This is a genomic window from Acidovorax sp. SUPP3434 (assembly GCF_030159015.1).
Lineage (GTDB): Bacteria > Pseudomonadota > Gammaproteobacteria > Burkholderiales > Burkholderiaceae_C > Paracidovorax.
In genome coordinates this window covers 48,609-72,014 of record NZ_BQXL01000011.1, presented here as the reverse complement: position 1 = coordinate 72,014, position 23,406 = coordinate 48,609, and the positions used below count along the sequence as shown (strand labels likewise).

Below are 23,406 nucleotides of genomic sequence, written 5' to 3'. Positions count from 1 at the left end.
GACGGCGCACCCGCCATGCCATCGTCATCGCCAATGCCATCGCAGCCCGTGCCGGCGGCCTCGCATGCCGCGCAGCCCGGCCCCGGCCCGCGCCGCGCCGCGTGGCTGGGCGCCTGCCTGCTGGTCGTCAGCGCGCTGCTGCTGGTCGTCGGCGCCTGCGTGGGCAGCACGGGATTCGACAGCCTGCTGCGCATGGGCCAGGACCCGGTGGCCTGGCAGATCGTGTGGGAGATCCGCCTGCCGCGCACGCTGGGCGCCTGGCTGGCGGGCGCGCTGCTGGGGCTGGCGGGTGCGGTGGCGCAGGGCCTGTTCCGCAACCCGCTGGCCGATCCGTACTTGTTGGGCTCGGCCTCGGGCGCGGCGCTGGGCGGCGCGCTGGCGATGGTGGTGTTCGGCGTCTCGCCCATGGCGGCGCAGTGGCTGGCGCGGCTGGGCGTCACCGGAATGGCGTTTCTCGGCGCGGCCGGCGCCGTGGCCCTGACCCTGGTGCTGGCGCGCGGGGTGCAGCACACGCTGCGCCTGCTGCTGGCCGGGGTGATCGTGGGCGTGGTGCTGGGCGCGCTGCGCGACCTGGTGGAGCTGGCCTCGCCGGACATCCTGCAGGCCATGCAGGCCTTCACGCTGGGCAGCACCAGCTTCGTCGGCTGGGTGGCCTGCGCGCTCATGGCCGGGGCGTGGGCGCTGTGCGGCATCGCCGCGTGGACCCTGTCGCGCGCGCTCGACGGCCTGACGCTGGGCGAGGCCACGGCCGCCAGCCTGGGCCTGCCGCTGGCGCCCATGCGCGCGGGGCTGGTGGCGGCCATGGCGCTGGCCACCGGCACGGCCGTGGCGCAGACCGGCCTGATCGCCTTCGTCGGGCTGGCCGCGCCGCACCTGGTGCGCTCCATCGTGAAGGTCACGCACCAGCGGCACATCGTGCTGTCCAGCCTGATGGGCGCGGCGCTGCTGCTGGCGGCCGACATCCTGGCGCGCTGGATCCTGGCGCCGCAGGAGCTGCCCGTGGGCGTGCTCACCGCAGCGCTGGGCGGCACCTACCTGCTGTGGCTCATGCACCGGCGCTCCATGCAGGGCCATTCGCTATGAAAAACATAGCAATCGAGGCAATCAACATCGCGGCACACATCGGAAATGCCCCGGTATTGAACGGCGTGGACCTGGCCGTGCCCGCCGGCCGCTGGACCAGCGTGGTCGGCCCCAACGGCGCCGGCAAGTCCACCTTGCTCAAGGTGCTGGCGGGCCTGCTGCACGGCGCGGCGGTGTCGGGCCGGGTCGAGCTGCTGGGCCGCCCCCTGGCCGCCATGCCGGCCCGCGAGCGCGCCTGCCGGCTGGCGTGGCTGGGGCAGAACGAGGCCTCGGCGGACGACCTCACGGCCTACGACGTCGCCATGCTCGGGCGCCTGCCGCACCAGCGCTGGATGGCCCCGGCCAGCGCCGCCGACCATGCGGCGGTGGAGCAGGCCCTGCGCACCACGCAGGCCTGGGACTGGCGCCACCGGCCGCTCGGGCAGCTGTCGGGCGGGGAGCGCCAGCGGGTGCTGCTGGCGCGCGCGCTGGCCGTGCAGGCCGAGGTGCTGCTGATGGACGAACCCCTGGCCAACCTCGATCCGCCGCACCAGGCCGACTGGCTGCACGCCATGCGCGCGCTGGCGGCGGGCGGCGGCACGGTGGTGAGCGTGCTGCACGAGGTGTCGCTCGCGCTGCAGGCCGACGACATGGCCATCATGGACCGCGGCCGCATCGTGCACCATGGCGCCTGCGCCGACCCGGCCACCCACGCCGCGCTGCAGGCCGTGTTCGACCAGCGCATCCAGGTGCAGCAGGTGGCGGGCCTGTGGGTGTCGCTGCCCCGCATCGACTAGGGCCGGCCACCCTCCCGGCCACCGCTGTCGCCCCTTTTTTTTCGAACGACTTCCTAGACATTGCGCATGCAGATCGAAACCCCTCCCGCCGAACGGCGCTCCGAAAAACCCGACGGCGAGCGCCGCGGCATCGTGCTGGTCAACACCGGCAACGGCAAGGGCAAGAGCACCGCCGCGTTCGGCCTCGCCCTGCGCGCCCACGGGCGCGGCAAGCCGGTCAAGATCTTCCAGTTCATGAAGGTGCCCACCGCGCGCTTCGGCGAGCACCGCATGTTCGAGCAGCTGGGCATCCCCATCGAGGGCCTGGGCGACGGCTTCACCTGGAAGAGCCGCGACATCGACCAGTCGGCCGAACTGGCCCGCGCAGGCTGGGAGCGCGCGCGCGCCGCCGTGCTGGGCGGCGAATTCTTCCTGGTGGTGCTGGACGAGATCACCTACCCGCTCATCTATGGCTGGCTGCCGCTCGACGAGGTGCTGCAGGTGCTGCGCGACCGCCCGCGCCATGTGCACGTGGTGCTCACCGGCCGCCGTTGCCCGCCCGAGGTGATCGAGCTGGCCGACACGGTGACCGAGATGGGCATGGTCAAGCACGCGTTCCAGGCCGGCGTGCCGGCGCAGCGCGGCATCGAGGATTGAGCCCCGCCGACCGCCCCCGCGCCGCGATGCCATCCCCCACGCCGCCCAACGGCAGTGCGCAGGGCGCCGCCTTCTCCGCAGAGGAGCGCGCCGCCGTGTACCGCGCCATCCGCGAGCGCCGCGACATGCGCCACTTCGCGGGCGGGCAGGTCGCGCCCGAGGTGCTGGCGCGGCTGCTGCAGGCCGCGCACCACGGCCCCAGCGTGGGCTTCATGCAGCCCTGGCGTTTCATCCGCGTGGCCGATGGGGCGCTGCGCGGGCGCCTGCACGCCTGTGTGGAGGCCGAGCGCCTGCGCACGGCCGAGGCGCTGGGCGAGCGCGGCGCGGAGTTCCTGCACCTGAAGGTCGAGGGCCTGCGCGATGCGGCCGAATGCATCGCCGTGGCGCTGGCCGATGGTCGCGAGGCGCACGTCTTCGGCCGCCGCACGCTGCCGCAGATGGACCTGGCCTCGGTCGCCTGCGCCCTGCAGAACCTGTGGCTGGCCGCGCGCGCCGAGGGGCTGGGCATGGGCTGGGTCTCCATGTTCGACCCCGCCGCCGTGGGCGCGCTGCTGGGCCTGCCGCCCGGTGCCGAGGCGGTGGCGCTGCTGTCCATCGGCCCGGTGCACGGCTTCTACGAAGAACCCATGCTGCAGCAGGAGCGCTGGGCGCGCCGCGCGCCGCTTCACACCGTGGTGTTCGACAACGCCTGGGGCCAGCCGGCGCCCTGGCTGGCGGCAGGCGTTGCCGCGGACCCGATGCCGGCCGCCGGCGAAAAGGGCCCCGGTTGATGGACGCCGCCTGGGCCCTGGCCCTCGCGCCCGCCGCGGCAGTGCCGCTCGCGCTGGCCATCGACCGGTGCTTCGGCGAGCCGCCCGTGGCCGTGCACCCCGTGGTCTGGATGGGCCGCGCGCTGCAGGCCGGCGGCGACCGGGTGGCGCCCCGCGCGCCCACTGCACGCGACTGGCGGTCTTTCGGGCTGGCAGCGCTGCTGTGGTGTGCGCTGGCCGCCGTGGTTGTGATCGTGTCGGCGGTGCTGCAGTGGGCGGTGCTGCGCCACGCGCCGCCATGGCTGGCCGCAGTGCTGCTGGCGCTGCTGCTCAAGCCGCTGCTGGCCTGGCGCATGCTGCGTGACGAGGTGCTGGCGGTGGAAGCCGCCCTGGCCGAATCGCTGGAGGCCGGGCGCGCGCGCCTGACGCGCTTGGTGAGCCGCGACGTGCAGGCGCTCGACGCGGTGCAGGTGCGCGAGAGCGCCATCGAGTCGCTGGCCGAGAACCTCAACGACTCCGTGGTCGCGCCGCTGTTCTGGTTCGCGCTGCTGGGCCTGCCCGGCGCCGCGCTCTACCGTTTCGCCAACACGGCCGATGCCATGTGGGGCTACCCCGGCATGCGCGGCGGGCGCTACTGGCAGTGGGCCGGCAAATGGGCGGCGCGCGCGGACGATGCGCTGTCGTGGCTGCCGGCGCGGCTCACGGCGCTGCTGCTGCGCGCCATCGCCGGCGGCCCGCGCTGGCGCGTGCTGGCGACCGAAGCGCGCCGCACGCCGTCGCCCAACAGCGGCTGGCCCATGGCCGCCATGGCGCTGGCCCTGGGTGTGCGCCTGGCCAAGCCCGGCGTGTACACGCTCAACCACGAAGGGCGGGGCGCTGATGCCCGCGACACGCCCCGGGCGGCAGGCTGGGCATCGAAAGTGGTCGTTGCCGGCGGATTGATTGCCCTGGTTGCTCACTTTTCAATAGCATTGTGGTGGTCGCGATGGATGTGACGGCGCACGCCCCCCTGCACGGCGGCCCGGATGCCCTGGGCGTGCCGCTGCACGACTTTTCCACCAACAGCAACGCCTGCGGCCCGTGCCCCGAGGCGGTCGAAGCGCTGCGCCATGCCGACGCCTGGCACTACCCCGACCCGGCCTACACCGCGTTGCGCGAGCGCCTGGGCACCTCCCACGGCGTGGCACCGGCGCGCATCGTGATCGCGGGCAGCGCGAGCGAATTCATCCACCGCATCACCGCCTTTGCCGCCCGGCAGGGCGTGCGGGCCGTGGCGGTGCCGGCGCATGGCTATGGGGACTACACGCGCGCGGCGCAGGCCTGGGGGCTGGACGTGCGGCCCGCCGCACCCGGTGCGGACCCGGCGGTCACCGGCTTGCGCTGGGCCTGCGAGCCCGCCAGCCCGCTCGGCACGCCCGACCCCGCGCTGGCCGCCTGGGCCCGGATCGGAGCGCAAGACGGGGCACTGCGCGTGATCGACTGCGCCTATGCTCCCCTGCGCCTGGAGGGCACCGCCAGCCACATGCCCGCCCACGCCTGGCAGCTGTGGACGCCCAACAAGGCCATGGGCCTGACGGGCGTGCGCGCGGCCTATGCCATCGCGCCGCAGGCGCAGCCGCCGCAAGACCTGGCCGCGCTGCAGTCGCTGGCGCCATCGTGGCCCATCGGCGCCCACGGCGTGGCGTTGCTCACGGCATGGACCCTTGCCTCCCCCCAGCGCTGGCTGCGCGACAGCCTGGACACGCTGCGGGTCTGGAAGGCGCAGCAGCAGGCGCTGTGCGAATCGCTGGGCTGGGCCGTCGTGCCCGGGAGCCTGGCCAACTACTTCGTGGCACGGCCCGAGGTCGATGACCTGCCGGCGGCCCTGCAGCGGTTGCGTGCCCACGGCGTCAAGCTGCGCGACGGCACGTCGTTCGGGCTGCCGGGGCAGGTGCGCCTGGGCGTGCTGCCGCCGGGTTCCCAGCAGGCGCTGCGCCAGGCCTGGATCGGCTGACTGCCGCTACCATCCCCGCCTCACCCGCGATCGCTCCAAGGAGGCCGCCCCGCCATGCGCACCATCACCGTCAGTCGCTACGTCACGCCCCTGCGTGAGGGCGGCTCCATGCCCGCCGTCGTCGAGGGCGACGACCTGGGCCTGTATGTGCTCAAGTTCCGTGGCGCGGGGCAGGGCGTGCGGGCCCTGCTCGCCGAGATGATCGCCGGAGGCATTGCCCGCGCCCTGGGCCTGCCCGTTCCCGAGATCGTGCTCGCCCAACTGGACGTGGCCCTGGCGCAGACCGAGCCGGACCCCGAGATCCAGGACCTGATCCGTGCCAGCGGCGGCCTCAACGTGGGGCTGGACTACCTCTCGGGCGCCGCGAACTTCGACCCGGCGGTGGATGTGGTCTCGGACGACTTCGCCTCGCGGCTGGTCTGGTTCGACACGCTGGTGGGCAACGTGGATCGCACGGCGCGCAACACCAACCTGCTGGTGTGGCACCGCAACCCGTGGCTGATCGACCATGGCGCGGCGCTCACTTTCCACCATGCCTGGAACGGCACGGTGGCCGTGCCGGCCAAGCCCTTCGCGCCCATTGCCGACCACGTGCTGCTGCCCCGCGCCACCGCGCTGGCCCAGGTGGATGCGGAACTGGCCGCGCGCCTCACGCCCGCGGTGCTGCAGGGCGTGCTGTCCGAGGTGCCCGATGAATTTCTGCAACTGGCCGGTGCCGACCACGCCGAAGGCCCGTTGACGGCGCCCGGCACCCACCGGCAGGCCTACGCGGATTATTTCGCCGCGCGGCTGGCCGGTCGCGGCGCCTGGCTGAAAGGAGCGATCGATGCACGCGGCTGATGTGTACGACTACGCCATCGTGCGCGTGGTGCCGCGTGTGGAGCGCGAAGAATTCATCAATGCCGGCGCCATCCTGTCGTGCCAGCGCACGGGTTTCCTGCAGGCCACCATGGCACTGGACGAGATGCGGCTGCTGGCCCTGGACCCTGCGGCCGACCTGGACACGGTGCGCCGGCACCTGGCGGCCATCGTCGCCATCTGCGCGGGCGACACGGGCTGCGGGCCCATCGCGCAGATGCCTTACCGATCGCGCTTTCACTGGCTGACCGCGCGGCGCAGCGGAATCATCCAGACCTCGCCGGTGCACACCGGGCGCTGCACCGATGCGGGCGCGGCGCTGGAGCACATCATGGACCGCATGGTCCGGCCGTTGCGTGCGATGGGTTGATGGGGTGAAGGCGCCGCGACCCGCCTCAGCCTGCGCTGTCCGGTAATGTGAAGTCGAACCGGTAGGCGTGCGCCCCGTCGGCGGCGACGTCGATGGTCATGCGACCTTCCAGGCCGGTGAGCGCGTCGGTGCCCGAATCAGGCACCACTGCGATGCGCTGCTCCGGCACGCCGCGCGCCATGGTCGAGCTGTGCTGCAGCACGAAGCTGCCGTGGCGTCCTGCCAGGCTGCCATGCACGGTTTCCATCGCGACGTAGCCGGCCGATCCCGCGGTGGCGCTGCGAAAGGCCAGCATCTCGCCCGTGCTCGTGGCGTCCAGGCTTCCGTGGAAGCGCTTGTCGAGGGACATGCGGAGAAGGCCGCTGGCGCTCGCTGTGTCGCTCAGTGGGTGGGGCGCGGTTTTGACGTCGAAGGGGCCGGTGATGGAATCAGAAATCATGGGTTGTCTCGCGGGTGGAAGCGGCCCGCCCGCTGCAGGAACGCGCAGGTGGGCAGGGCCTGTCGGTGGAAACGAAGCCGCTATTGAACCGCAAGAACGTGCAACGCGGTTCGGGCCATGCTGGCCGCGAGCCGGGCATGCGGGTCGGGGGACAATACGGCTCCTTCGCCAATCGAACTGCGCCGTGCATTCCGCCCCTTTCGCCTTCGCTGCTCCTCGCCCCACCGTTCCGCTTTTTCCGTGTCCGCTGTTCTGCCGCCGCTGTGGCCGCAGCGCACGGGCCGGGCGCTGACATGGCGGCGCGCTGCGTCATGGTGCTGGGCACGACCAGCGGCGCCGGCAAGAGCTGGCTGGCCACGGCCCTGTGCCGCTGGTACAGCAACCAGGGTCTGAAGGTCGCGCCGTTCAAGGCGCAGAACATGAGCAACAACGCGCGCGTGGTTGCCGGGCCGGGCGGCGGCCATGGCGAGATCGGCAGCGCGCAGTATTTCCAGGCCCTGGCGGCGCGTGCCGAGCCCGACGTGCGCATGAACCCGCTGCTGCTCAAGCCGGAGGCCGACACCCGCAGCCAGGTGGTGCTGATGGGGCAGGTGAGCGAGGCGCTGTCGGCATTGCCCTGGCGCGGCCGCAGTGCGCGCGTGTGGCCGCAGATCGCCGCCGCGCTCGATGCGCTGCGCGCCGAGAACGACGTGGTGGTGATCGAAGGCGCGGGGTCGCCGGCCGAGATCAACCTGCAGGCGAGCGACGTGGTCAACCTGCGCGTGGCGCGGCATGCGGGTGCGAGCTGCCTGCTCGTCACCGACATCGACCGGGGCGGCGCCTTCGCCCACCTCTACGGCACCTGGGCCCTGGTGCCCGAGGACGAGCGCGCGCTGATCCAGGGCTTCGTGCTCAACAAGTTCCGGGGCGATGCGGCGCTGCTGGCGCCGGCGCCCGAGATGCTGCAGCAGATGACCGGCGTGCCCACCGTGGCCACCATCCCCATGCAGTGGCACCACGGCCTGCCCGAGGAAGACGGCGTGTTCGACGGTGCCGCGCATGCCAGCGGCGTGGTGCACACGACCATCGCCGTGGTGGCCTATCCGCGCATCAGCAACCTCGACGAATTCCAGCCCCTCAAAGCCGTGCCCGGCGTGCGGCTGCTGTGGGCCCGCAGCCCGGCCGATGTGGCGGGGTCCGACTGGATCGTGCTGCCGGGCTCCAAGGCCACCGCGGCCGACCTGGCCTGGCTGCGCGCGCAGGGGCTGGACGCCGCCGTGGCCGCGCACGCGGCGCGGGGCGGGCGGGTGCTGGGCATCTGCGGCGGCCTGCAGATGCTGGGCGAGGCCCTCATCGACTCGCACGGCGTGGACGGCAACGCGGCGGGCCTGGGCCTGCTGCCGCTGGTGACGGCCTTCGAGCCTGCCAAGACCGTGCGCCACACCCGCACCGCGTTCGGCGCCGCGCACGGCGCCTGGCAGGCGCTGGCCGGCACGGCGGTGCAGGGCTACGAGATCCACCATGGCCAGACCGCGCAGCACCCGGCGATGGCCGCGGCGGGCGACGTGTCGCATGCCGTGATCCCGGGCCTGGCATGGCAGAACGCGCGCGGCAACGTGCTGGGGCTGTACCTGCATGGCCTGTTCGAGGACGCGGGCATCCTGCGCGCGCTCTTCGGGGCCGATGCACCCACGCTCGACGCCGTGTTCGACCGGCTGGCCGGCGGCATCGACACGTGGTTCAGCCCGCAGTGGCTGCAGGCCCACCGGGGCCGCGCATGACCCGTTGCGCAGCGCCAGCCACGGCGTGCGGCGCGGGTGCCTTTCCTGTTTTGTTTTTCCCACCGTTTTCGTGGAGTGAATGACCGATGACCCTTGCCGCCCACCTGACGCTTCCCGCCGTCGCCCCGTTGTCCGACGAAGCCCTGGCCGCGCGCCTGCAGCACCTGCTGGACCACAAGACCAAGCCGCTGGGCGCCCTGGGCCGGCTGGAGTCGCTGGCGCTGCGCATCGGCCGCATCCTGGGCACCGAGGCGCCCCAGCTGCGCCAGCCGCAGATGCTGGTGTGCGCGGCCGACCATGGCCTGGCGGCACGCGGCGTATCGGCTTTTCCGAGCGATGTGACCTGGCAGATGGTGGAGAACTTCCTGGCCGGCGGCGCGGCGGTGAGCGTGCTGGCGCGCCAGCACGGACTGGACCTGACCGTGGCCGACTGCGGCGTGGCGCGCACCATCGCGCCGCGCGACAGCGCACCGGGCCAGCCGCGCCTGCTCAGCCACTGCCGCGTGGCGGCCGGCACGGCCGATGCGTCGGTGGGCCCGGCGATGACCGCGGACCAATGCGCCCAGGCCATCGCCCATGGCAGTGCCATCGTGCGCCGTTTGCCGGGCAATGCCCTGCTGCTGGGCGAGATGGGCATCGGCAACACATCGGTCGCCTCGCTGCTGCTGTCGCGCCTGTGCGGCCTTCCGATCGGCGATTGCACGGGCGCGGGCACCGGCCTGGATGCCGAGGGCGTGGCGCGCAAGCGCGCGGTGCTGCAGCAGGCACTGGAGGCCAATGCCGAGGCCACCGGGCCCTTGGAGGCACTGGCCGCGCTGGGCGGGCTGGAGGTGGCCACCCTGGTGGGCGCGGTGCTGCAGGCCGCCAGCGAGCGCCGGGTGATCGTGGTGGACGGCTTCATCACCAGCGCGGCCGTGCTGGTGGCCAGCCGCCTGGCGCCCGCCGTGCTGGAGCGCTGCGTGTTCGCCCACCGATCGGGCGAACGGGGCCATACGCTGCTGCTGGGCGAATTGCAGGCCGAGCCGCTGCTGGACATGGGCCTGCGGCTGGGCGAGGGCTCGGGCGCTGCGCTGGCCTGGCCCCTGCTGCAATCGGCCTGCGCCGTGCTGCGCGAGATGGCGAGCTTCGAATCGGCGGGGGTCGCCGGCAAGGTGTGACCCGGGCGGCGCGCGTGCCGGAAAGCATGCCTCGGGCTACCGGGCTGCGGGCCGGGCCAGCGCGACGAAGTTCTGCACGAAGGGCGAACGGTCGCCCTCGCGGTGGGCGACGGCCAGGCTCACCAGGGCCGACTGGCTGCTGAGCGACCGGTAGGCCACGCCCTTGAAGGCCAGGTGCCGCATGGAGGCGGGCACCAGCGCCACGCCCAGCTCGGCGGCGACCAGCGCGAGGATCGACACGATCTGCGGCGCCGTGGGTCCCAGCTGCGGCTCGAAGCCCGCCGCGCGGCAGGCCGCCACCGAGGCATCGAATAGGCTGGGGCCGAGCGGCCGGGGCGTGAGGATGAAGGGCTCGCCGCGCAACTTCAGCAGATCGATGCGCGGGCCCTTGCGCGAGGCGGCGTGGCTGGCCGGTAGCGCCACGATCAGCGGCTCGTCCGCATAGCGGTGAAAGTGCAGGCCCTTGGCGTCCAGGCCGTCCGGGCGCAGGATGGCGATGTCCAGCCGCCCGTCGCGCAGCCGCTCCACGAGGGTGAGGGAGTTGCCCTCGTCGATCCTGAGCTCCACCTGCGCGAACCCGCGGCGGTACGAGCGGATGGCCTGCACGACCACGGGATTGAGCGCGGACGAGCCGGTGAACCCCAGGTGCAGCACGCCCGCCTCGCCGCGCGCCGCCCGCTGCGCCGCCCGCACGGCGTCGAAGGTGCGCGCCGGCAGGCCGCCCACGCCTTCTAGGAAGGCGCGGCCCGCGTCGGTGAGCTGCGCGCCGTGCGGCACGCGGTGGAACAGCGGCACGCCCACCTCGGCTTCCAGGTCCTTGATCTGCAGGCTCAGCGGCGGCTGCGCGATGCCCAGGCGCGCCGCGGCCCGGGTGAAGTTGCCTTCCTCGGCCACGGCGATGAAGTAGCGGATGTGTCGCAGTTCCATCGGGTATCTGAAATAGGTATGGTGATGAGATGAATCATATATTGGACATATATGAGGGAAGCGCCTAGATTCCAGCGCTGGCTGCCTTTCGACGCAGCGCCTTTCCCTTGCCGCCTTGCTCTGCCGTCCATCGTTCGACCCATGCCTTCGTTGACCGCTTCCCCAGACCTCGCCCCGCCTTCCGCCATGCCCCTGGCCGAACCGCCCGCGGCCCGATCCACGCTGCCGGGCACGTCCGCTTCGGGCTGGATCGCGCGCGGCTCCGCGGATTACCGGCGTGCCGCCGCGGCGCTGTTCCTGGCGGGTTTCGCCAGCTTTTCGCTCATCTACTGCGTGCAGCCGCTGCTGCCGGCGTTTGCCCGATCGTTCGGCATCAGCCCCGCGCAGAGCGCCTTGCCGCTGTCGCTGACCACCGGCCTGCTGGCCGTGGCGATCGTGCTGGCGGGGGCGTTTTCGCAGGCGCTGGGGCGGCGCGGGTTGATGTTCGCCTCGATGGCGCTGGCCTCGCTGCTGAACATCGCCGCGGCCATCGTGCCCAGCTGGCACGGCCTGCTGGTGGCCCGCGCGCTGGAAGGGCTGGTGCTGGGCGGCGTGCCGGCCGTGGCCATGGCCTACTTGGCCGAGGAGATCGACCCGCGCCATCTGGCGCACACCATGGGCCTGTATGTGGCGGGCACCGCGTTCGGCGGAATGATGGGGCGCGTGGGCATGGGCGTGCTCACCGAATGGGTGAGCTGGCGCGCCGCGCTGGGCTGCCTGGGCGCGCTGTGCCTGCTGTCGGCCATCGGCTTTCTCGTGCTGCTGCCGCGGTCGCGCCACTTCACGCCCCAGCCCGGGCTGCAGATCCGCTACCACCTTCGGGCCTGGGGCGGCCACCTGCGCCACCGCGGGCTGCTGCGGCTGTTCGCCATCGGTTTTCTGCTGACGAGCATCTTCGTGACGCTGTTCAACTACGCCACGTTCCGCCTGTCCGGCGCACCCTACGGCCTCAGCCAGACGCAGATCAGCCTGATGTTCCTGGTGTTCGGCTTCGGCATCGTGTCCTCGTCCGTGGCGGGCCGGTTGGCGGACCGTCTGGGGCGGCGCGGGCTGCTCGCCGCGGGCTTCGCGTTCATGCTGGGCGGCACGCTGCTCACCCTGTCGCCGTCGCTGTGGGGCGTGTTCGCGGGCATCGCGCTGGTGACCACCGGCTTCTTCATCGGCCACTCGATCGCCAGTTCATCCATCGGCCCGCTGGCCGGGCTGACCAAGGGGCACGCGGCATCGCTCTATCTCTGGTTCTACTACATGGGTTCGAGCGTGGTCGGATCGGTGGGCGGATGGTTCTGGCAGCACGGCGGGTGGCCGGCCATCGTGGGGCTGACGGGCGCGCTGGCGGTGCTGGGGATCGGAATGTCGGCGGTGGGGCCGCGGGGGACCGGGGCGAAGGCGTGAACCGGGCGGCGATGGCAAGTCGCCGCCATCTTGCGGCCGGAACGCTTCAGTTCACGAACCACCGCCCGTTGCCGTCGCTCAGCAGGAAGTATTTGAAGGCGCCCTGCAAGGTGCTGCCGATGCCGTTGCCGCTGAAGCTCGCATTCACGATGGTGTCCGCGCCCGAGGCCTGCAGGATGACCGATGTGCCGTTCTGTGGATCGAGGGTGATGATGGTGAGCGTCTGCCCCGCCACGTTCGCGGGGGGCAGGTTCAGCGTGCTGCCGCCCTGGGCCGCGTAGTACACCCCTCCGGTCGGGGTGCTGGGCACGGTGGAGCCCGATGTCAGGGTGCCGCCCTGTACGAGTTGTCCGGGCTGCACCCAAACGCCGTCCGAGCGCAGGTAGGTTCGGGCTGCGGCGGAGGCACCCCCCTGCAATTTGGACACGCTCACCGCGTCGTCGGCCAGCTTGACGTTGGTCACCGCCGAGTCCAGCAGCTTGAGCGTGGAAATCGCCTGGTCGGCCATCTTGCTGGTGGTGACGGTGCCATTCGCCACCTTGCTGGTGGTGATGGCATTCACGGCAATGTTGGAGTTGGCCACGGTGAGGTTGGCGATCTTGTTGCCGGTGATGGCGCCGTCCGCGATGGTGAGCGCGCCGGCACTGCTCAGGCTCGCGTCTCCCGTCAGCGTGACGGGCGCCTGCGGGCTGAAAGGCGCGGACGATGACGTCACGGTGATCTGCCCGCCGGCCGTGCCGTTGGCATACCCCTCGCCCGTGGCACCTGTCGACCCGGTCGCTCCCGTCGCACCGGCGGCGCCTGTCGGCCCTGCGGCACCGGTCGCTCCCGTGGCGCCGGCAACGCCGGCGGTGCCCGCAGGTCCTGTGGCACCGGTGGCACCCGCCGTGCCGATGGCACCCGTGGCGCCTGTGGCACCCGTGGAGCCTGCGGCGCCGGTGGCCCCTGTGGCGCCTGCGGCACCGGTCGCCCCTGTAGCGCCGGTCGGGCCTGCGGTGCCTGTGGCGCCTGTGGCGCCTGTGGCGCCTGTCGCGCCTGTCGCGCCGGCCGGGCCTGCGGCCACGCCTGCTGCACAGGGCCCCAGCGCGCCCGTGGTGGTTTCAAAGCACAGCACCGTGGCCACGGGCGTCCGTGTGGAGAGGGTGGGCAGGAAGACGCCGCCGCCATCCTGCACGCGCAGTCCCTCTTGCGTCCCATTGGCGCTGCGCACCACGAAGCCGCCTGCCGAGGGCACGGTGATCCGTACGTCTGCGGCCTGGGCCAGGGGGGCATGGACCAGGCAAGCGGCAGCGAGGGCGGCATTCAGCAGGGAGAGGCGGATGGTTCTGGAGTGGTTCACAGGTCGTTTTCCTGGGTGATGGCGGTGGGGCCGAAGGGGCGACCATGTGCCCATGTGCGGCCCGAGGCAGTAGAAATCGGCGCCAGACTATCTTTCGCCAGTGTTTATGTAAATAGGTGTTTCAATCTCGATAGGGACATGCTTCCAGGCGGAATGCGCGTGCGAGGCGTGTGTGCGCGGATGCCGATGAATGGGTGCGCCCCAGGCTGAAACCGTTGGAAGCACGGGCGATGCGGCCGCACGCCATCATGGTTCGGTGCCGTTGCCGGTGCACCGGATTCGCTTGGCGACTGCCCTGTCCTCCGGCTTTCTGGGCCATCGCGCCGGTGGTGGCTTCCTCAATTCACCGGGTGCGTTCTGCACGGCAGTCCGCCGGTTGCGCAGTGCAGTGCAGCGCCATCCACCAGGGAAGATCAATGTCAATGGTTCTATGGAAAGTGCGGTACGCGGTGCCTTCTCCCCGCAGCGGGCGCAAGGCCGTCCTGGCGGCTCTGGCCTGGGTAGCGCTGTCTGGCGCTTGCCTGGCGCAGGCGCAGACGCTTTGGCCCACCCCCCGGCAATGGGATCAGGCGCGAGAACAATCGGCCACCGTCCCCGCATGGCGCACTGCCATGGCCGCCCAGCGGCGCATCGCCGAAGACGCGATGAAGAGCGAGCCCCGGCCCGTGGCCGTGCTGACCACTGGCGGCCGGCTGCGGGGCGATCCGCTCAAGGCCCAGACCGAAGCGGGTCTGCAGGACATGGACAAGATCCAGGCGCTGGCCATCACTTACCGGCTCGACCACGACCCGCGCCATGCGGCGAAGGCGGGCGACTACCTGCTGCGCTGGGCACAGGTCAACCGCCCGACCGGCCAACCCATCGATGAAACCGGCCTGGAGCCCGCCATCTTCGGTTATCGGCTGGTGCGGGCCGACCTGGGCGCTTCCACACGCGAATCGGTCGATGGCTGGATGCGCCGCATCGCCGAAGCCGAGATGGGGTCGCGGGAGATGAAGAAGAAAACCGCCACCAACAACTGGCACAGCCATCGCCTGAAGATCGTCGGCCTCATCGGCTTCGCACTCGGCGACGCACGGCTGATCGCCTACGCCCGGGACGGCCTGCGTGCGCAGATCAACGACAACCTGCTTGCCAGCGGCGAAAGCGTCGATTTCCAGGAGCGCGATGCGCTGTCCTACCACGTGTACGACCTGCGCCCGCTGGTTACGCTGGCGCTGGCCTTCGCGGAGCAGGGCGAGGATTTCTACCACTGGAAGGCGGCGAACGGCGCCTCCATCGCCCACAGCGTGGCGTGGCTGATGCCGTACCTGAGGGGTGAGAAGACGCATGCCGAATTCGTGGGCAGCGACGTGCGATTCGACAAGGCGCGATCGGACAACGGCGAGCGGGGCCATGTGGTCGGCAGCCTGTACGAGCCGCGCGACGCACTGCCGCTGCTGTTCCTGGCCGCTGCCTACGACCCCGAGTGCGCTGCCCTGGCAGAGCGGCTCAGCGGAGGTCGCCCGAACTGGCGCCTGGCGTTCAGCCGGCTGCCTGCCGCACGCACCCAGGGAGGGTGAGTGGGGCGCCTGAATACCCTGCATGAACGCGGTGGGTCACGCAGGCCAGGGGCCGTTCAGGGCTTGACCTCCAGCCGCACGCGGCGCCGGTCCGTGCTGACCGTGACCGACAGGCAATCGTCGGCCCACACCGGGCGAAGCGCGTCGGCGTCCGAATGCTCGGCGCGCCCATACGACCGCCCGGCCTGGTCCACCAGTTTCACGTAGCCCGCGCCGTCGCTGTAATCGTAGAACTCCAGGCTGTAGTCACTCCCGCCGCACACATCGGTGTGCATGAGTTCTGCGGTGTTGAAAGCGCGGGAGGAGAGCAGGGAGCCGGCCAACAGGGCCAGCGGCATGCCCGCAAGAAGCAGCAACGCCCATCGCGGCCAGGTCTGCCAAAAGCGGGGCTGGCGGAAGGCCGCGCGGTGGGTGGAGAGTGACGAGGTGTGGGATTTCATGGGTGTTGGGTCGCAGGCGGGCTCAGTGAATACGAGCCGATGGATGTGCCAGTCGAGGACGCACTTTTAAATTGGTGCGTTATCGACTGGAGCCGACATTGAATCGGTGGCAACCATGTGCCCGATAGGAATTACCGATGGCTGCTTCTTGCGAGAACGGATTCATCGTGAACCGGAACATTTGGGTGCTGAGTCGGCTTCATGGCCGTACGCTCAACAAAGCAGGATCTTTGTCCGTGTTGATGCTTACCTGCTTGCAATCGTCTGACCAGATCGGGCTCAGGTCAGTCCCATCTGAAAAAAGCGATCTGCCGTGCGCGCGGCCTGAGCCGTCCACCAGTTGAGCGTAGCCATCCCCATTTTTGTATAGGTAAATATCCAGGCGATAGCTGGTGTTTTTACAGTGCGATGCGTGGGAAAACTCTGCCTTTCCGAAATAACTGGAATTGGCCAGTACGAAAAGAATGGGGGTGTTAAACACCAGCCAGACTGCGAGCGATAGCAAGGCGATGAGCCAAAAAATCAGCCCAGCCCACCATTGCCATCTGCGCCAAAATGCTTTGCGCTGCGCAGTTTGCGAGGGGGGTGATAAGGGGATCGCCATCTCAAGTCACCTTGCAATGCCAAGTCAAAGGGGTCTTTAGTCTTTCACGATAAAGATCGGAGAAAACAATGAAGTCACCACCCTTTTGATGGTGTGAGCGCCATTCGCGGAAACTGGCGTTTTCCACCATGTAGAGATTTGAGGAAGGCACCTTGCGCACTTCACTGGCGTTCCAGTTGCCAAGGATCTGTTCGCCTGAGAAGTCGTAGCAGTCTCTTATATAAAAAACCAGGCTGTGAATGTCTACGCGGTGCGCGCGCGCTACGGCGTTTTCTAATGGCGTCACAACGCCTTCTGCTGCGACATGCAATGTGAAAGCGCCCAATGCGCAATACATGTCATCAATCGGGCCTGTCAGTTTTTCGAGTCCGTTCGCTGATACAGAGCGGGCATTGACATGGGCCGTCTCGTGCACATCGACCACGAAAGGACTGATGCCGAACGGGGTGGCATGCGTTCCCAGCTTTCCCGCTTTTCGGAGGTTGTTGAAGAGTTCCTTTTGTGAAAAGGCCAGGCTTCTTTCTGAGCCGTTACCGGAAATGGCATTTTTGAGTTCCAAATATGTTTCCTGCGTTCTTCCGAAACGCAACGCCCAAGGCATGCTGATGATCGACGTATCGATGTGCTGCGCGGTCAAAGACCTGTGGTCTACCCCTACACCTGTTTTCCAGGCACTCGGCATGGCGAACGGCGCACCCGTGAACCATTTACGCATCAGGGCAGCGCCCACGCGAAATCCGTTCTTCTCCATGGCCGCAGGAAGATCGGTCAGCTGAATGTTCTTGAAGCAACCAGCGGCTGGGTAATTCGAAGCGAGGCTGATGGGCTTCGCCACCAGCCGGGCCGCAGCAAGCGCGGCATCGTTGAAATCTTTTGTCATGAATCCTCCCTTTTATCGATGCAAGGCATTGCGGCCATTCCCATACAAACGACCGCGCGGCGCATCTTAAAAGCTCCCCCGCAACCCTGGTCTCTTTGCAACGCACTCTTACTTTATTTGCATATTAATCACGTAACAATAAAACAAATATTGCCCAAGGTGCCCTCATTCGCCACAGCGGTGCATCGATCTTCCTGGCCGTGTCGTTTTGTATACAAAACGGTGCAAAAACCGTATTCCAGGCTGGCATGGGGTTTGCGTATTGCCCCGGCATGGACGCCACCTCCCACCCTCCGGCCCCCGCCGCCATCGAAATCGTTGCGCTGACCAAGCGCTATGCGCAGGGCAAGCCTGCCGTCGATGGCATCGATCTGCGCATTGCCAGCGGCAGCTACTGCTGCCTGCTGGGGCCTTCGGGCTGCGGCAAGAGCACCACGCTGCGCATGATCGCGGGGCACGAGTCGGTGACCAGTGGCGATGTGCTGCTGGAAAACCGCAACATCACCGATCTGCCGGCGGCCGAGCGGGGCACGGCGATGATGTTCCAGAGCTTCGCGCTGTTTCCCCACCTGTCCACGCTGGACAACGTGGCCTTCAGTCTCAAGATGAAGGGCGTGGGCAAGGCCGAGCGGCAGGCGCGCGCGCGGGCGCTGCTGGAGCGCGTGGCGATGGGGCACCTAGCCGACCGCAAGCCGGCGGAGCTGTCGGGTGGGCAGCAGCAGCGCGTGGCGCTGGCGCGCGCCCTCATCACCGAGCCGCGCGTGCTGCTGCTGGACGAGCCGTTGTCCGCGCTCGACCCGTTCCTGCGCATCCAGATGCGCGCCGAGCTGCGGCGCTGGCAAAAGGAGCTGGGGCTGACCTTCATCCACGTGACCCATTCGCAGGAAGAGGCCATGGCCCTGGCCGACACGATGGTGGTGATGAACCATGGCCGCATCGAGCAGGTGGGCTCGCCGCACACGGTCTACAACCGGCCCGCGAGCGAATTCGTGGCGCGCTTCATGGGCGGGCACAACGTGATCGCCACACCGTCCGGCCCGGTGGGCGTGCGCACCGACCACCTGCAGATCGCCGCGGTGGGCGAGGCGCTGCCGGTCGGGTCGAGCCACATCGGCGCGGTGGTGACCGATGTGGAGTACCAGGGCACCTACGTGCTGCTGGGCCTGCAGGACGAAGGTGCCGTGGTGTCGTCCAGCACCACCGCCGCGTATTCCGTGATGGTGTCGGAAGACGCCTATGCCGCCCGGCCTTACCAGGTGGGCGATGCGGTGCGCCTGCACTGGCGGCCTGAGCGCGCGCATCCGCTGCAGGCGCCGTCCACACCGGCCTCGGCAGTCGCCCCCGTCGCGGTGCCGGCCTGAGGCGCTGCAGCCGGCAGCCGCAACGCACCGGGCGCCGCGGCTGCGGCCTCCGCTGGCCGGCAAAGATTTCCTTTTTCCCCCTGTCCCTTCGTTCAACCTAGGAGCTTTCCATGTCCGATGCGTCTTCCGAATCCCTCGCTGCCCCGTCGTCCGCCGTGCAGCGCCGCTCGCTGCTCAAGGGCACGGCCGGCATCCTGGCCGCCGGCATGTTCCCGGCCATCCATGCGCAGGAGAAGATCGTGCTGCGCTACCTGGGCACGGCGGTGAACCAGGACAAGGCCATCGCTGAAAAATTCAAGGCCGACACGGGCATCGAGATCCAGTACGTGGCCGTGACCACGGACGACGTGACCAAGCGCGCTGTCACCGCGCCCAACAGCTTCGACCTGATCGACACCGAGTATTTCTCGCTCAAGAAGATCGTGCCCACGGGCAACCTGAAGGGCATCGACACCAAGCGCATCAAGAATGCCGACAAGATCACCCCGCTGTTCACCACCGGCATGGTGGGCGGCAAGGCGGTGGGCGAGCAGGGCACCGCGCCCAAGAAGGTGATCTACCTCGAAGGCGAAAAGAGCAAGGTGTTCGCCAAGAGCCCAACGCAGTTCATGAGCCTGATTCCCACCGTGTACAACGCCGACACGCTGGGCATCCGCCCCGACCTGATCAAGCGCCCCATCGATTCCTGGGCCGAGCTGCTGAACCCCGAGTTCAAGGGCAAGACGGCCATCCTGAACATTCCTTCCATCGGCATCATGGATGCGGCGATGGTGGTCGAGGCCATGGGCCTGTACAAGTACCCCGACAAGGGCAACATGACCAAGAAGGAGATCGACCTCACGATCAAGACCCTGATCGAAGCCAAGCGCGCCGGCCAGTTCCGCGCGCTGTGGAAGGACTTCAACGAGTCGGTCAACCTGATGGCCTCGGGCGAGGTGGTGATCCAGTCCATGTGGAGCCCGGCGGTGACGGCGGTGCGCACCAAGGGCATCGCCTGCAACTTCCAGCCGCTCAAGGAGGGCTACCGCGCCTGGGCGGCGGGCTTCGGGCTGCCGGCCACGCTGTCGGGCAAGAAGCTGGACGGCGCGTACGAGTTCATCAACTGGTTCCTCGACGGCTGGGCCGGCGCGTACCTGAACCGCCAGGGCTACTACAGCGCCGTGCTGGAGACCGCCAAGGCCAAGATGGAAGCCTACGAGTGGGCCTACTGGATGGAAGGCAAGCCCGCCGCGCAGGACATCAAGAGCCCCAATGGCGACCTGCTGGCCAAGGCCGGCAGCGTGCGCGACGGCGGCAGCTACGAGTCGCGCATGGGCGGTATCGCCTGCTGGAACGCGCTGATGGACGAGAACAACTACATGGTCCAGAAATGGAATGAATTCGTCGCGGCCTGACCGATGAAACCGGGCGGCGCCTGCCGCCCGGCGTCTTCGATTGGCATGCTCCTTTCGTCGTCCCTTTCAGCACGTTCCACCGCACCATGAGCCCTCCTTCGACCTCCCATACCGCCGCCGTGGCCGCCGCGCCCGGCCGCGGCATCGCGGCCTGGTGGCAGGCTGCGCCGTTCACCGCGGTGTTCGTGCTGTTCTTTCTCGTCCCGCTCGGGCTCATCCTGATGGTGAGCTTCTGGGACTTCAACGAATACGAGCTGCTGCCCGGCTTCACCTTCAAGAACTACCTGTCGGTGTTCGAGGGCTGCGGCAACACGGCCGACCTGTGCACCACGCTGCGCACCTACCTGTCCACCCTCAAGTTCAGCCTGCTGGTGTGGGGCATCACGCTGGTGCTGGGCTTCGCGGTGGCGTACTTCCTGGCCTTCCACGTGCTTTCGCCCGGCATGCAGACGCTGCTGTTCGTGCTGTGCACCATCCCGTTCTGGACCTCCAACGTGATCCGCATGATCTCGTGGGTGCCGCTGCTGGGGCGCAATGGGCTGGTGAACCAGACGCTGATCGACCTGCACCTGATCCAGACCCCGATCGAGTGGCTGCTGTTCTCCGATTTTTCCGTGGTGCTGGCCTTCGTGCACCTGTACACCATGTTCATGATCGTGCCCATCTTCAACAGCATGATGCGCATCGACCGCAGCCTGCTGGAGGCCGCGAGCGACTCCGGCGCCTCGGGCTGGCAGACGCTGTGGAACGTGATCGTGCCCCTGTCGCGCACCGGGATCATCATCGGCTCGATCTTCGTCATCACCATCGTCATGGGCGACTTCGTCACCATCGGCGTGATGGGCGGGCAGCAGATCGCCTCGGTGGGCAAGATCATCCAGGTGCAGACCTCGTACCTGCAGTTTCCGCTGGCGGCGGCCAACGCCGTGATCCTGCTGGCCGTCGTGCTGATGATCAGCTACGGCCTCACGCGGCTGGTGGACATCCGCAAGGAGCTTTGAGCCATGGCCGTTCACGCACGCACATCCTTTTCCGCGGTGCCCCGCGCAGGCACCGCCCCCTTCGTCTTTCCCATGGCATGGAGGCCCCTTCCATGAACAAAACCCGCCTGCGCGAGCCGCGCCCGCTCAGCTTCTGGCTGCTGGCGATGGTGTTCGTTCTGTTCGTGCTGTTCATGTACGGGCCCATGCTGGTCATCTTCGTGCTGAGCTTCCAGGGCCCCGAAGGCGGGCTGACCTTTCCGATGCGCGGCCTGTCGCTGCACTGGTTCCGCCAACTGGCCGAGGGGCTGGGCGTGGTGGACATCGGCGCGGCGCTGCGGCGTTCGCTCGCCCTCGGTCTGGCCGTGATGGCGTGCACCGTGGTGCTGTCAGTACTGGCGGGCCTGGCCTTTCGCAAGCGGCTGGCAGGCGGCAACACGCTGTTCTTCGTGGTGGTGGCCAGCCTCATCATGCCGTCCATCATCGTGTCGCTGGGCATCGGGCTGGAGTTCCGACTGATCGATACCGCCATCAAGGCGGTGCTGGGCTGGCTGGGCCTGCAGGAGACGCTGGAGGGCTTCGGCACCTCTCTGGGCCTGTTCACCTCGGCCCTGGGCGCGCACCTCACGTGGACGCTGCCGTTCGGCCTGCTCATCATGTTCGCGGTGTTCAACCGCTTCAACCCGGCCTACGAAGAGGCGGCGCGGGACCTGGGCGCCACGCCGTGGCAGGGCTTCGCGCACGTGGTGCTGCCGCTGGTGGCGCCGTCGGTGGTGGGCATCGGCATGTTCGGCTTCACGCTGAGCTGGGACGAGATCGCCCGCACCTCGCAGGCCATCGGCGACGTGAACACGCTGCCGCTGGAACTGCAGGGGCTGACATCGACCGTGACCACGCCGTCGATCTACGCGCTGGGCACGCTGACCACGGTGGTTTCTTTCGTGGTGATGGGGCTCACCCTGGCGCTGGTGTGGCTGCTCGGGCGCGGTCGCCGCGCGGGGGCCGCCCGATGAAGCCTCCCGCACCCGCCGGCCGCGCCCCCCGTGCGGCGGCCGCGCCGCGCCGCAGGGCCGCGTCCCCGCGCACCGCGGCGCTGCCCGCGACCGATGCCGACGACGGCCTGCTGAGCGACAACGACATGTACGAGCGCATGGTCTCGGCCATCCTGGACCATCGCCTGCCGCCCGGCACCAAGCTGGTGGAAGACAAGCTGGCCATGGCCTTCGGCGTGTCGCGCACCCGCGTGCGGCCGGTGCTGGTGCGCCTGGCGGGCGAGCAGGTGGTCACCCTCACGCCGCGCCGTGGCGCCTCCATCGCCCAGCCCACGGTGCAGGAGGCGCGCGAGGTGTTCGAGGCGCGCCGCCTGATCGAGCCGCGCCTGGTGTCGCTCTTCGTGGAGACGGCCACCGCGCAGGACGTGGCCTGGCTGGTGCAGAGCGTGGCCGACGAGGAGGCCTCGCGCCAGGCGGGCGACATGCGCCGGGCGATCCGGCTGTCGGGGGACTTTCACCTGCACATCGCGCAGGCAGCTGGCCACCAGACGCTGGGGCGCATCCTGCGCGAGCTGGTGTCGCGCACATCGCTCATCCTCATGACCTACAGCCCCAGCCATGTGCAGGCCCACGAAGAGGCCACGGCCTGCGGCTGCCGCGAGCACCGCGCGCTGATCGACGCGATCCGCCTGCGCGATGCGGGCGAGGCCGCGCGGCGCATGCTGGACCACCTGGCGCGCATCGAATCGCAGCTCGAATTCACGCCCCCGCAGGACGCGGCGCCGGACCTGGTGCAACTGCTGGGCGCGGGCCGCGCGGCCTGACGCGCCGCGCACCCGGACAACAAGGCAACGCATGCGCCAACTGCTCGTCATCAACCCCAACACCTCGGCCAGCGTGAGCGCCTTGCTGCAGCGCCATGTGCAGGCCGCCGCCGGATCGCACGTGCAGGTGCGCACGGCCACGGCCCGGTTCGGCGCGCCCTACATCGCCTGCGAGGCCAGCTACGCGGTGGCCTCGCACGCCGCGCTGGACGCCTGGGCCGCGGCGCTGGCGGACGGCGGCAGCGCGCCCGATGCGGTGCTGGTCGGCTGTTTCGGAGATCCGGGCCTGATGGCGCTGCGCGAGAGCAGTCCGGTGCCGGTGACCGGGCTGGCCGAGGCCTCTTTCATCACGGCGGCGCGGCAAGGGCGCTTCGGCATCGTCACCGGCGGCGAGCGCTGGGGCCCGATGCTGCAGCGCTTGGCTCAAGCACTGGGGCATGCGCCCATGCTGGCGGGCATCCACACGGTGGCACCCACCGGCGCGCAACTGGCCGCGGACCCTGCGGCGGCGCGGGCGCTGCTCGCCCAGGCCTGCCGCGACGTGGTGCGGCAGATGGGCGTGCAGGCCGTCATCCTCGGGGGCGCGGGCCTGGCCGGCATGGCCGGCGCGATCCAGCCCGAGGTGGGCGTGCCGGTGATCGACAGCGTGGTGGCCGGCGCGCAATGGGCGCTGCGCACGCCCGCGTTGCCGAGCGAGCGCACGCAGCCCCGGTGCGACGTGGCCTGGGAGCGGGTGTCGCCCGAGCTGGCGGCGCTGGGGCTGGCAACGCGCCCACCTGACGGAGCCGCAGCGGCCTGAAAAAAGCGCAGGCCCCGGCCCGCTGCGCAGCCAGCATGCCGCGCGTCGG

The 23,406-nt window shown here is 69.6% G+C and carries 24 protein-coding genes; 18 read left to right on the top strand and 6 right to left on the bottom strand.

Going from position 1 to position 23,406, the window contains the following annotated elements; genetic code table 11:
- Positions 1–33: 33 nt before the first annotated feature.
- The 8 genes from AVKW3434_RS16965 to AVKW3434_RS16930 all read left to right on the top strand — a co-directional run bounded on the left by AVKW3434_RS16965 (position 34) and on the right by AVKW3434_RS16930 (position 6,465).
- Positions 34–1,083, top strand: a complete 1,050-nt coding sequence (locus tag AVKW3434_RS16965; RefSeq protein ID WP_284406848.1) for a FecCD family ABC transporter permease — start codon at positions 34–36, stop codon at positions 1,081–1,083.
- Positions 1,080–1,859, top strand: coding sequence for an ABC transporter ATP-binding protein (locus tag AVKW3434_RS16960; RefSeq protein WP_284406773.1), 780 nt, complete (start codon positions 1,080–1,082; stop codon positions 1,857–1,859). The genes AVKW3434_RS16965 and AVKW3434_RS16960 overlap by 4 nt, the downstream gene beginning before the upstream one ends.
- Before the next feature lie 66 nt (positions 1,860–1,925).
- Positions 1,926–2,495: a cob(I)yrinic acid a,c-diamide adenosyltransferase gene (gene cobO / locus AVKW3434_RS16955; RefSeq protein WP_272564138.1), complete on the top strand. Its 570-nt coding sequence runs from the start codon at positions 1,926–1,928 to the stop codon at positions 2,493–2,495.
- 26 nt (positions 2,496–2,521) lie between these two features.
- On the top strand, positions 2,522–3,265 hold the full coding sequence (gene bluB / locus AVKW3434_RS16950) for a 5,6-dimethylbenzimidazole synthase (RefSeq protein ID WP_284406772.1): 744 nt from the start codon (positions 2,522–2,524) through the stop codon (positions 3,263–3,265).
- The gene (gene cbiB, locus AVKW3434_RS16945) at positions 3,265–4,239 is read left to right on the top strand and encodes an adenosylcobinamide-phosphate synthase CbiB (RefSeq protein WP_284406771.1); all 975 of its coding nucleotides are present in this window, start codon (positions 3,265–3,267) and stop codon (positions 4,237–4,239) included. The genes bluB and cbiB overlap by 1 nt, the downstream gene beginning before the upstream one ends.
- Positions 4,230–5,237: an aminotransferase class I/II-fold pyridoxal phosphate-dependent enzyme gene (locus tag AVKW3434_RS16940; protein WP_284406847.1), complete on the top strand. Its 1,008-nt coding sequence runs from the start codon at positions 4,230–4,232 to the stop codon at positions 5,235–5,237. Before cbiB ends, AVKW3434_RS16940 begins: the two co-directional genes overlap by 10 nt.
- A gap of 54 nt (positions 5,238–5,291) precedes the next feature.
- Positions 5,292–6,077, top strand: coding sequence for a HipA family kinase (locus AVKW3434_RS16935; RefSeq protein WP_284406770.1), 786 nt, complete (start codon positions 5,292–5,294; stop codon positions 6,075–6,077).
- Positions 6,064–6,465, top strand: a complete 402-nt coding sequence (locus AVKW3434_RS16930) for a DUF3037 domain-containing protein (protein WP_284406769.1) — start codon at positions 6,064–6,066, stop codon at positions 6,463–6,465. Before AVKW3434_RS16935 ends, AVKW3434_RS16930 begins: the two co-directional genes overlap by 14 nt.
- Before the next feature lie 25 nt (positions 6,466–6,490).
- On the opposite strand, the gene AVKW3434_RS16925 is transcribed toward AVKW3434_RS16930, so the two are convergent.
- On the bottom strand, positions 6,491–6,904 hold the full coding sequence (locus tag AVKW3434_RS16925) for a DUF3224 domain-containing protein (protein WP_284406768.1): 414 nt from the start codon (positions 6,902–6,904) through the stop codon (positions 6,491–6,493).
- 293 nt (positions 6,905–7,197) lie between these two features.
- Here AVKW3434_RS16925 and AVKW3434_RS16920 point away from each other — a divergent pair, with 293 nt between their 5' ends.
- Positions 7,198–8,664, top strand: coding sequence for a cobyric acid synthase (locus AVKW3434_RS16920; protein ID WP_284406767.1), 1,467 nt, complete (start codon positions 7,198–7,200; stop codon positions 8,662–8,664).
- Positions 8,665–8,750: 86 nt separating this feature from the next.
- Positions 8,751–9,821, top strand: coding sequence for a nicotinate-nucleotide--dimethylbenzimidazole phosphoribosyltransferase (cobT, locus tag AVKW3434_RS16915; protein WP_284406766.1), 1,071 nt, complete (start codon positions 8,751–8,753; stop codon positions 9,819–9,821).
- Positions 9,822–9,857: 36 nt separating this feature from the next.
- Here the strand turns inward: cobT and AVKW3434_RS16910 are convergent, their stop codons facing one another.
- Positions 9,858–10,748, bottom strand: a complete 891-nt coding sequence (locus AVKW3434_RS16910; protein ID WP_284406764.1) for a LysR family transcriptional regulator — start codon at positions 10,746–10,748, stop codon at positions 9,858–9,860.
- Between the two features lie 186 nt (positions 10,749–10,934).
- Between AVKW3434_RS16910 and AVKW3434_RS16905 the strand changes: the two genes are divergently transcribed.
- On the top strand, positions 10,935–12,182 hold the full coding sequence (locus AVKW3434_RS16905) for an MFS transporter (protein ID WP_502869111.1): 1,248 nt from the start codon (positions 10,935–10,937) through the stop codon (positions 12,180–12,182).
- 46 nt (positions 12,183–12,228) lie between these two features.
- On the opposite strand, the gene AVKW3434_RS16900 is transcribed toward AVKW3434_RS16905, so the two are convergent.
- The gene (locus AVKW3434_RS16900) at positions 12,229–13,521 is read right to left on the bottom strand and encodes a hypothetical protein (protein ID WP_284406762.1); all 1,293 of its coding nucleotides are present in this window, start codon (positions 13,519–13,521) and stop codon (positions 12,229–12,231) included.
- Between the two features lie 416 nt (positions 13,522–13,937).
- Between AVKW3434_RS16900 and AVKW3434_RS16895 the strand changes: the two genes are divergently transcribed.
- Positions 13,938–15,083, top strand: coding sequence for an alginate lyase family protein (locus AVKW3434_RS16895; RefSeq protein WP_284406761.1), 1,146 nt, complete (start codon positions 13,938–13,940; stop codon positions 15,081–15,083).
- A 56-nt stretch (positions 15,084–15,139) separates the two neighbouring features.
- Here AVKW3434_RS16895 and AVKW3434_RS16890 read toward each other — a convergent pair whose 3' ends face one another.
- From AVKW3434_RS16890 to AVKW3434_RS16880, 3 genes are all read right to left on the bottom strand, one after another.
- Complete coding sequence (locus AVKW3434_RS16890; protein ID WP_284406760.1) at positions 15,140–15,523, bottom strand: hypothetical protein; 384 nt, start codon at positions 15,521–15,523, stop codon at positions 15,140–15,142.
- 199 nt (positions 15,524–15,722) lie between these two features.
- Positions 15,723–16,127: a hypothetical protein gene (locus tag AVKW3434_RS16885; RefSeq protein WP_284399309.1), complete on the bottom strand. Its 405-nt coding sequence runs from the start codon at positions 16,125–16,127 to the stop codon at positions 15,723–15,725.
- A gap of 1 nt (position 16,128) precedes the next feature.
- Complete coding sequence (locus AVKW3434_RS16880) at positions 16,129–17,007, bottom strand: DUF6402 family protein (protein WP_284406759.1); 879 nt, start codon at positions 17,005–17,007, stop codon at positions 16,129–16,131.
- A gap of 272 nt (positions 17,008–17,279) precedes the next feature.
- Here AVKW3434_RS16880 and AVKW3434_RS16875 point away from each other — a divergent pair, with 272 nt between their 5' ends.
- From AVKW3434_RS16875 to AVKW3434_RS16850, 6 genes are all read left to right on the top strand, one after another.
- On the top strand, positions 17,280–18,368 hold the full coding sequence (locus AVKW3434_RS16875; RefSeq protein WP_284406758.1) for an ABC transporter ATP-binding protein: 1,089 nt from the start codon (positions 17,280–17,282) through the stop codon (positions 18,366–18,368).
- 110 nt (positions 18,369–18,478) lie between these two features.
- The gene (locus AVKW3434_RS16870; protein WP_272564121.1) at positions 18,479–19,762 is read left to right on the top strand and encodes an ABC transporter substrate-binding protein; all 1,284 of its coding nucleotides are present in this window, start codon (positions 18,479–18,481) and stop codon (positions 19,760–19,762) included.
- A gap of 86 nt (positions 19,763–19,848) precedes the next feature.
- The gene (locus AVKW3434_RS16865; RefSeq protein ID WP_284406757.1) at positions 19,849–20,763 is read left to right on the top strand and encodes an ABC transporter permease; all 915 of its coding nucleotides are present in this window, start codon (positions 19,849–19,851) and stop codon (positions 20,761–20,763) included.
- A gap of 92 nt (positions 20,764–20,855) precedes the next feature.
- Positions 20,856–21,755, top strand: coding sequence for an ABC transporter permease (locus AVKW3434_RS16860; protein WP_272564119.1), 900 nt, complete (start codon positions 20,856–20,858; stop codon positions 21,753–21,755).
- On the top strand, positions 21,752–22,558 hold the full coding sequence (locus AVKW3434_RS16855; RefSeq protein WP_502869107.1) for a GntR family transcriptional regulator: 807 nt from the start codon (positions 21,752–21,754) through the stop codon (positions 22,556–22,558). Before AVKW3434_RS16860 ends, AVKW3434_RS16855 begins: the two co-directional genes overlap by 4 nt.
- Positions 22,559–22,589: 31 nt before the next feature.
- Positions 22,590–23,357, top strand: a complete 768-nt coding sequence (locus tag AVKW3434_RS16850) for an aspartate/glutamate racemase family protein (RefSeq protein ID WP_284406756.1) — start codon at positions 22,590–22,592, stop codon at positions 23,355–23,357.
- The last annotated feature ends 49 nt before the right edge of the window (positions 23,358–23,406 follow it).

Coding starts and splice junctions, on each gene's coding strand:
- AVKW3434_RS16965 (WP_284406848.1), top strand. CDS start 34: ATGCCATCGCAGCCCGTGCCGGCGGCCTCGCATGCCGCGCAGCCCGGC.
- AVKW3434_RS16960 (WP_284406773.1), top strand. CDS start 1,080: ATGAAAAACATAGCAATCGAGGCAATCAACATCGCGGCACACATCGGA.
- cobO (WP_272564138.1), top strand. CDS start 1,926: ATGCAGATCGAAACCCCTCCCGCCGAACGGCGCTCCGAAAAACCCGAC.
- bluB (WP_284406772.1), top strand. CDS start 2,522: ATGCCATCCCCCACGCCGCCCAACGGCAGTGCGCAGGGCGCCGCCTTC.
- cbiB (WP_284406771.1), top strand. CDS start 3,265: ATGGACGCCGCCTGGGCCCTGGCCCTCGCGCCCGCCGCGGCAGTGCCG.
- AVKW3434_RS16940 (WP_284406847.1), top strand. CDS start 4,230: ATGGATGTGACGGCGCACGCCCCCCTGCACGGCGGCCCGGATGCCCTG.
- AVKW3434_RS16935 (WP_284406770.1), top strand. CDS start 5,292: ATGCGCACCATCACCGTCAGTCGCTACGTCACGCCCCTGCGTGAGGGC.
- AVKW3434_RS16930 (WP_284406769.1), top strand. CDS start 6,064: ATGCACGCGGCTGATGTGTACGACTACGCCATCGTGCGCGTGGTGCCG.
- AVKW3434_RS16925 (WP_284406768.1), bottom strand. CDS start 6,904: ATGATTTCTGATTCCATCACCGGCCCCTTCGACGTCAAAACCGCGCCC.
- AVKW3434_RS16920 (WP_284406767.1), top strand. CDS start 7,198: ATGGCGGCGCGCTGCGTCATGGTGCTGGGCACGACCAGCGGCGCCGGC.
- cobT (WP_284406766.1), top strand. CDS start 8,751: ATGACCCTTGCCGCCCACCTGACGCTTCCCGCCGTCGCCCCGTTGTCC.
- AVKW3434_RS16910 (WP_284406764.1), bottom strand. CDS start 10,748: ATGGAACTGCGACACATCCGCTACTTCATCGCCGTGGCCGAGGAAGGC.
- AVKW3434_RS16905 (WP_502869111.1), top strand. CDS start 10,935: ATGCCCCTGGCCGAACCGCCCGCGGCCCGATCCACGCTGCCGGGCACG.
- AVKW3434_RS16895 (WP_284406761.1), top strand. CDS start 13,938: ATGTCAATGGTTCTATGGAAAGTGCGGTACGCGGTGCCTTCTCCCCGC.
- AVKW3434_RS16890 (WP_284406760.1), bottom strand. CDS start 15,523: ATGAAATCCCACACCTCGTCACTCTCCACCCACCGCGCGGCCTTCCGC.
- AVKW3434_RS16885 (WP_284399309.1), bottom strand. CDS start 16,127: ATGGCGATCCCCTTATCACCCCCCTCGCAAACTGCGCAGCGCAAAGCA.
- AVKW3434_RS16880 (WP_284406759.1), bottom strand. CDS start 17,007: ATGACAAAAGATTTCAACGATGCCGCGCTTGCTGCGGCCCGGCTGGTG.
- AVKW3434_RS16875 (WP_284406758.1), top strand. CDS start 17,280: ATGGACGCCACCTCCCACCCTCCGGCCCCCGCCGCCATCGAAATCGTT.
- AVKW3434_RS16870 (WP_272564121.1), top strand. CDS start 18,479: ATGTCCGATGCGTCTTCCGAATCCCTCGCTGCCCCGTCGTCCGCCGTG.
- AVKW3434_RS16865 (WP_284406757.1), top strand. CDS start 19,849: ATGAGCCCTCCTTCGACCTCCCATACCGCCGCCGTGGCCGCCGCGCCC.
- AVKW3434_RS16860 (WP_272564119.1), top strand. CDS start 20,856: ATGAACAAAACCCGCCTGCGCGAGCCGCGCCCGCTCAGCTTCTGGCTG.
- AVKW3434_RS16855 (WP_502869107.1), top strand. CDS start 21,752: ATGAAGCCTCCCGCACCCGCCGGCCGCGCCCCCCGTGCGGCGGCCGCG.
- AVKW3434_RS16850 (WP_284406756.1), top strand. CDS start 22,590: ATGCGCCAACTGCTCGTCATCAACCCCAACACCTCGGCCAGCGTGAGC.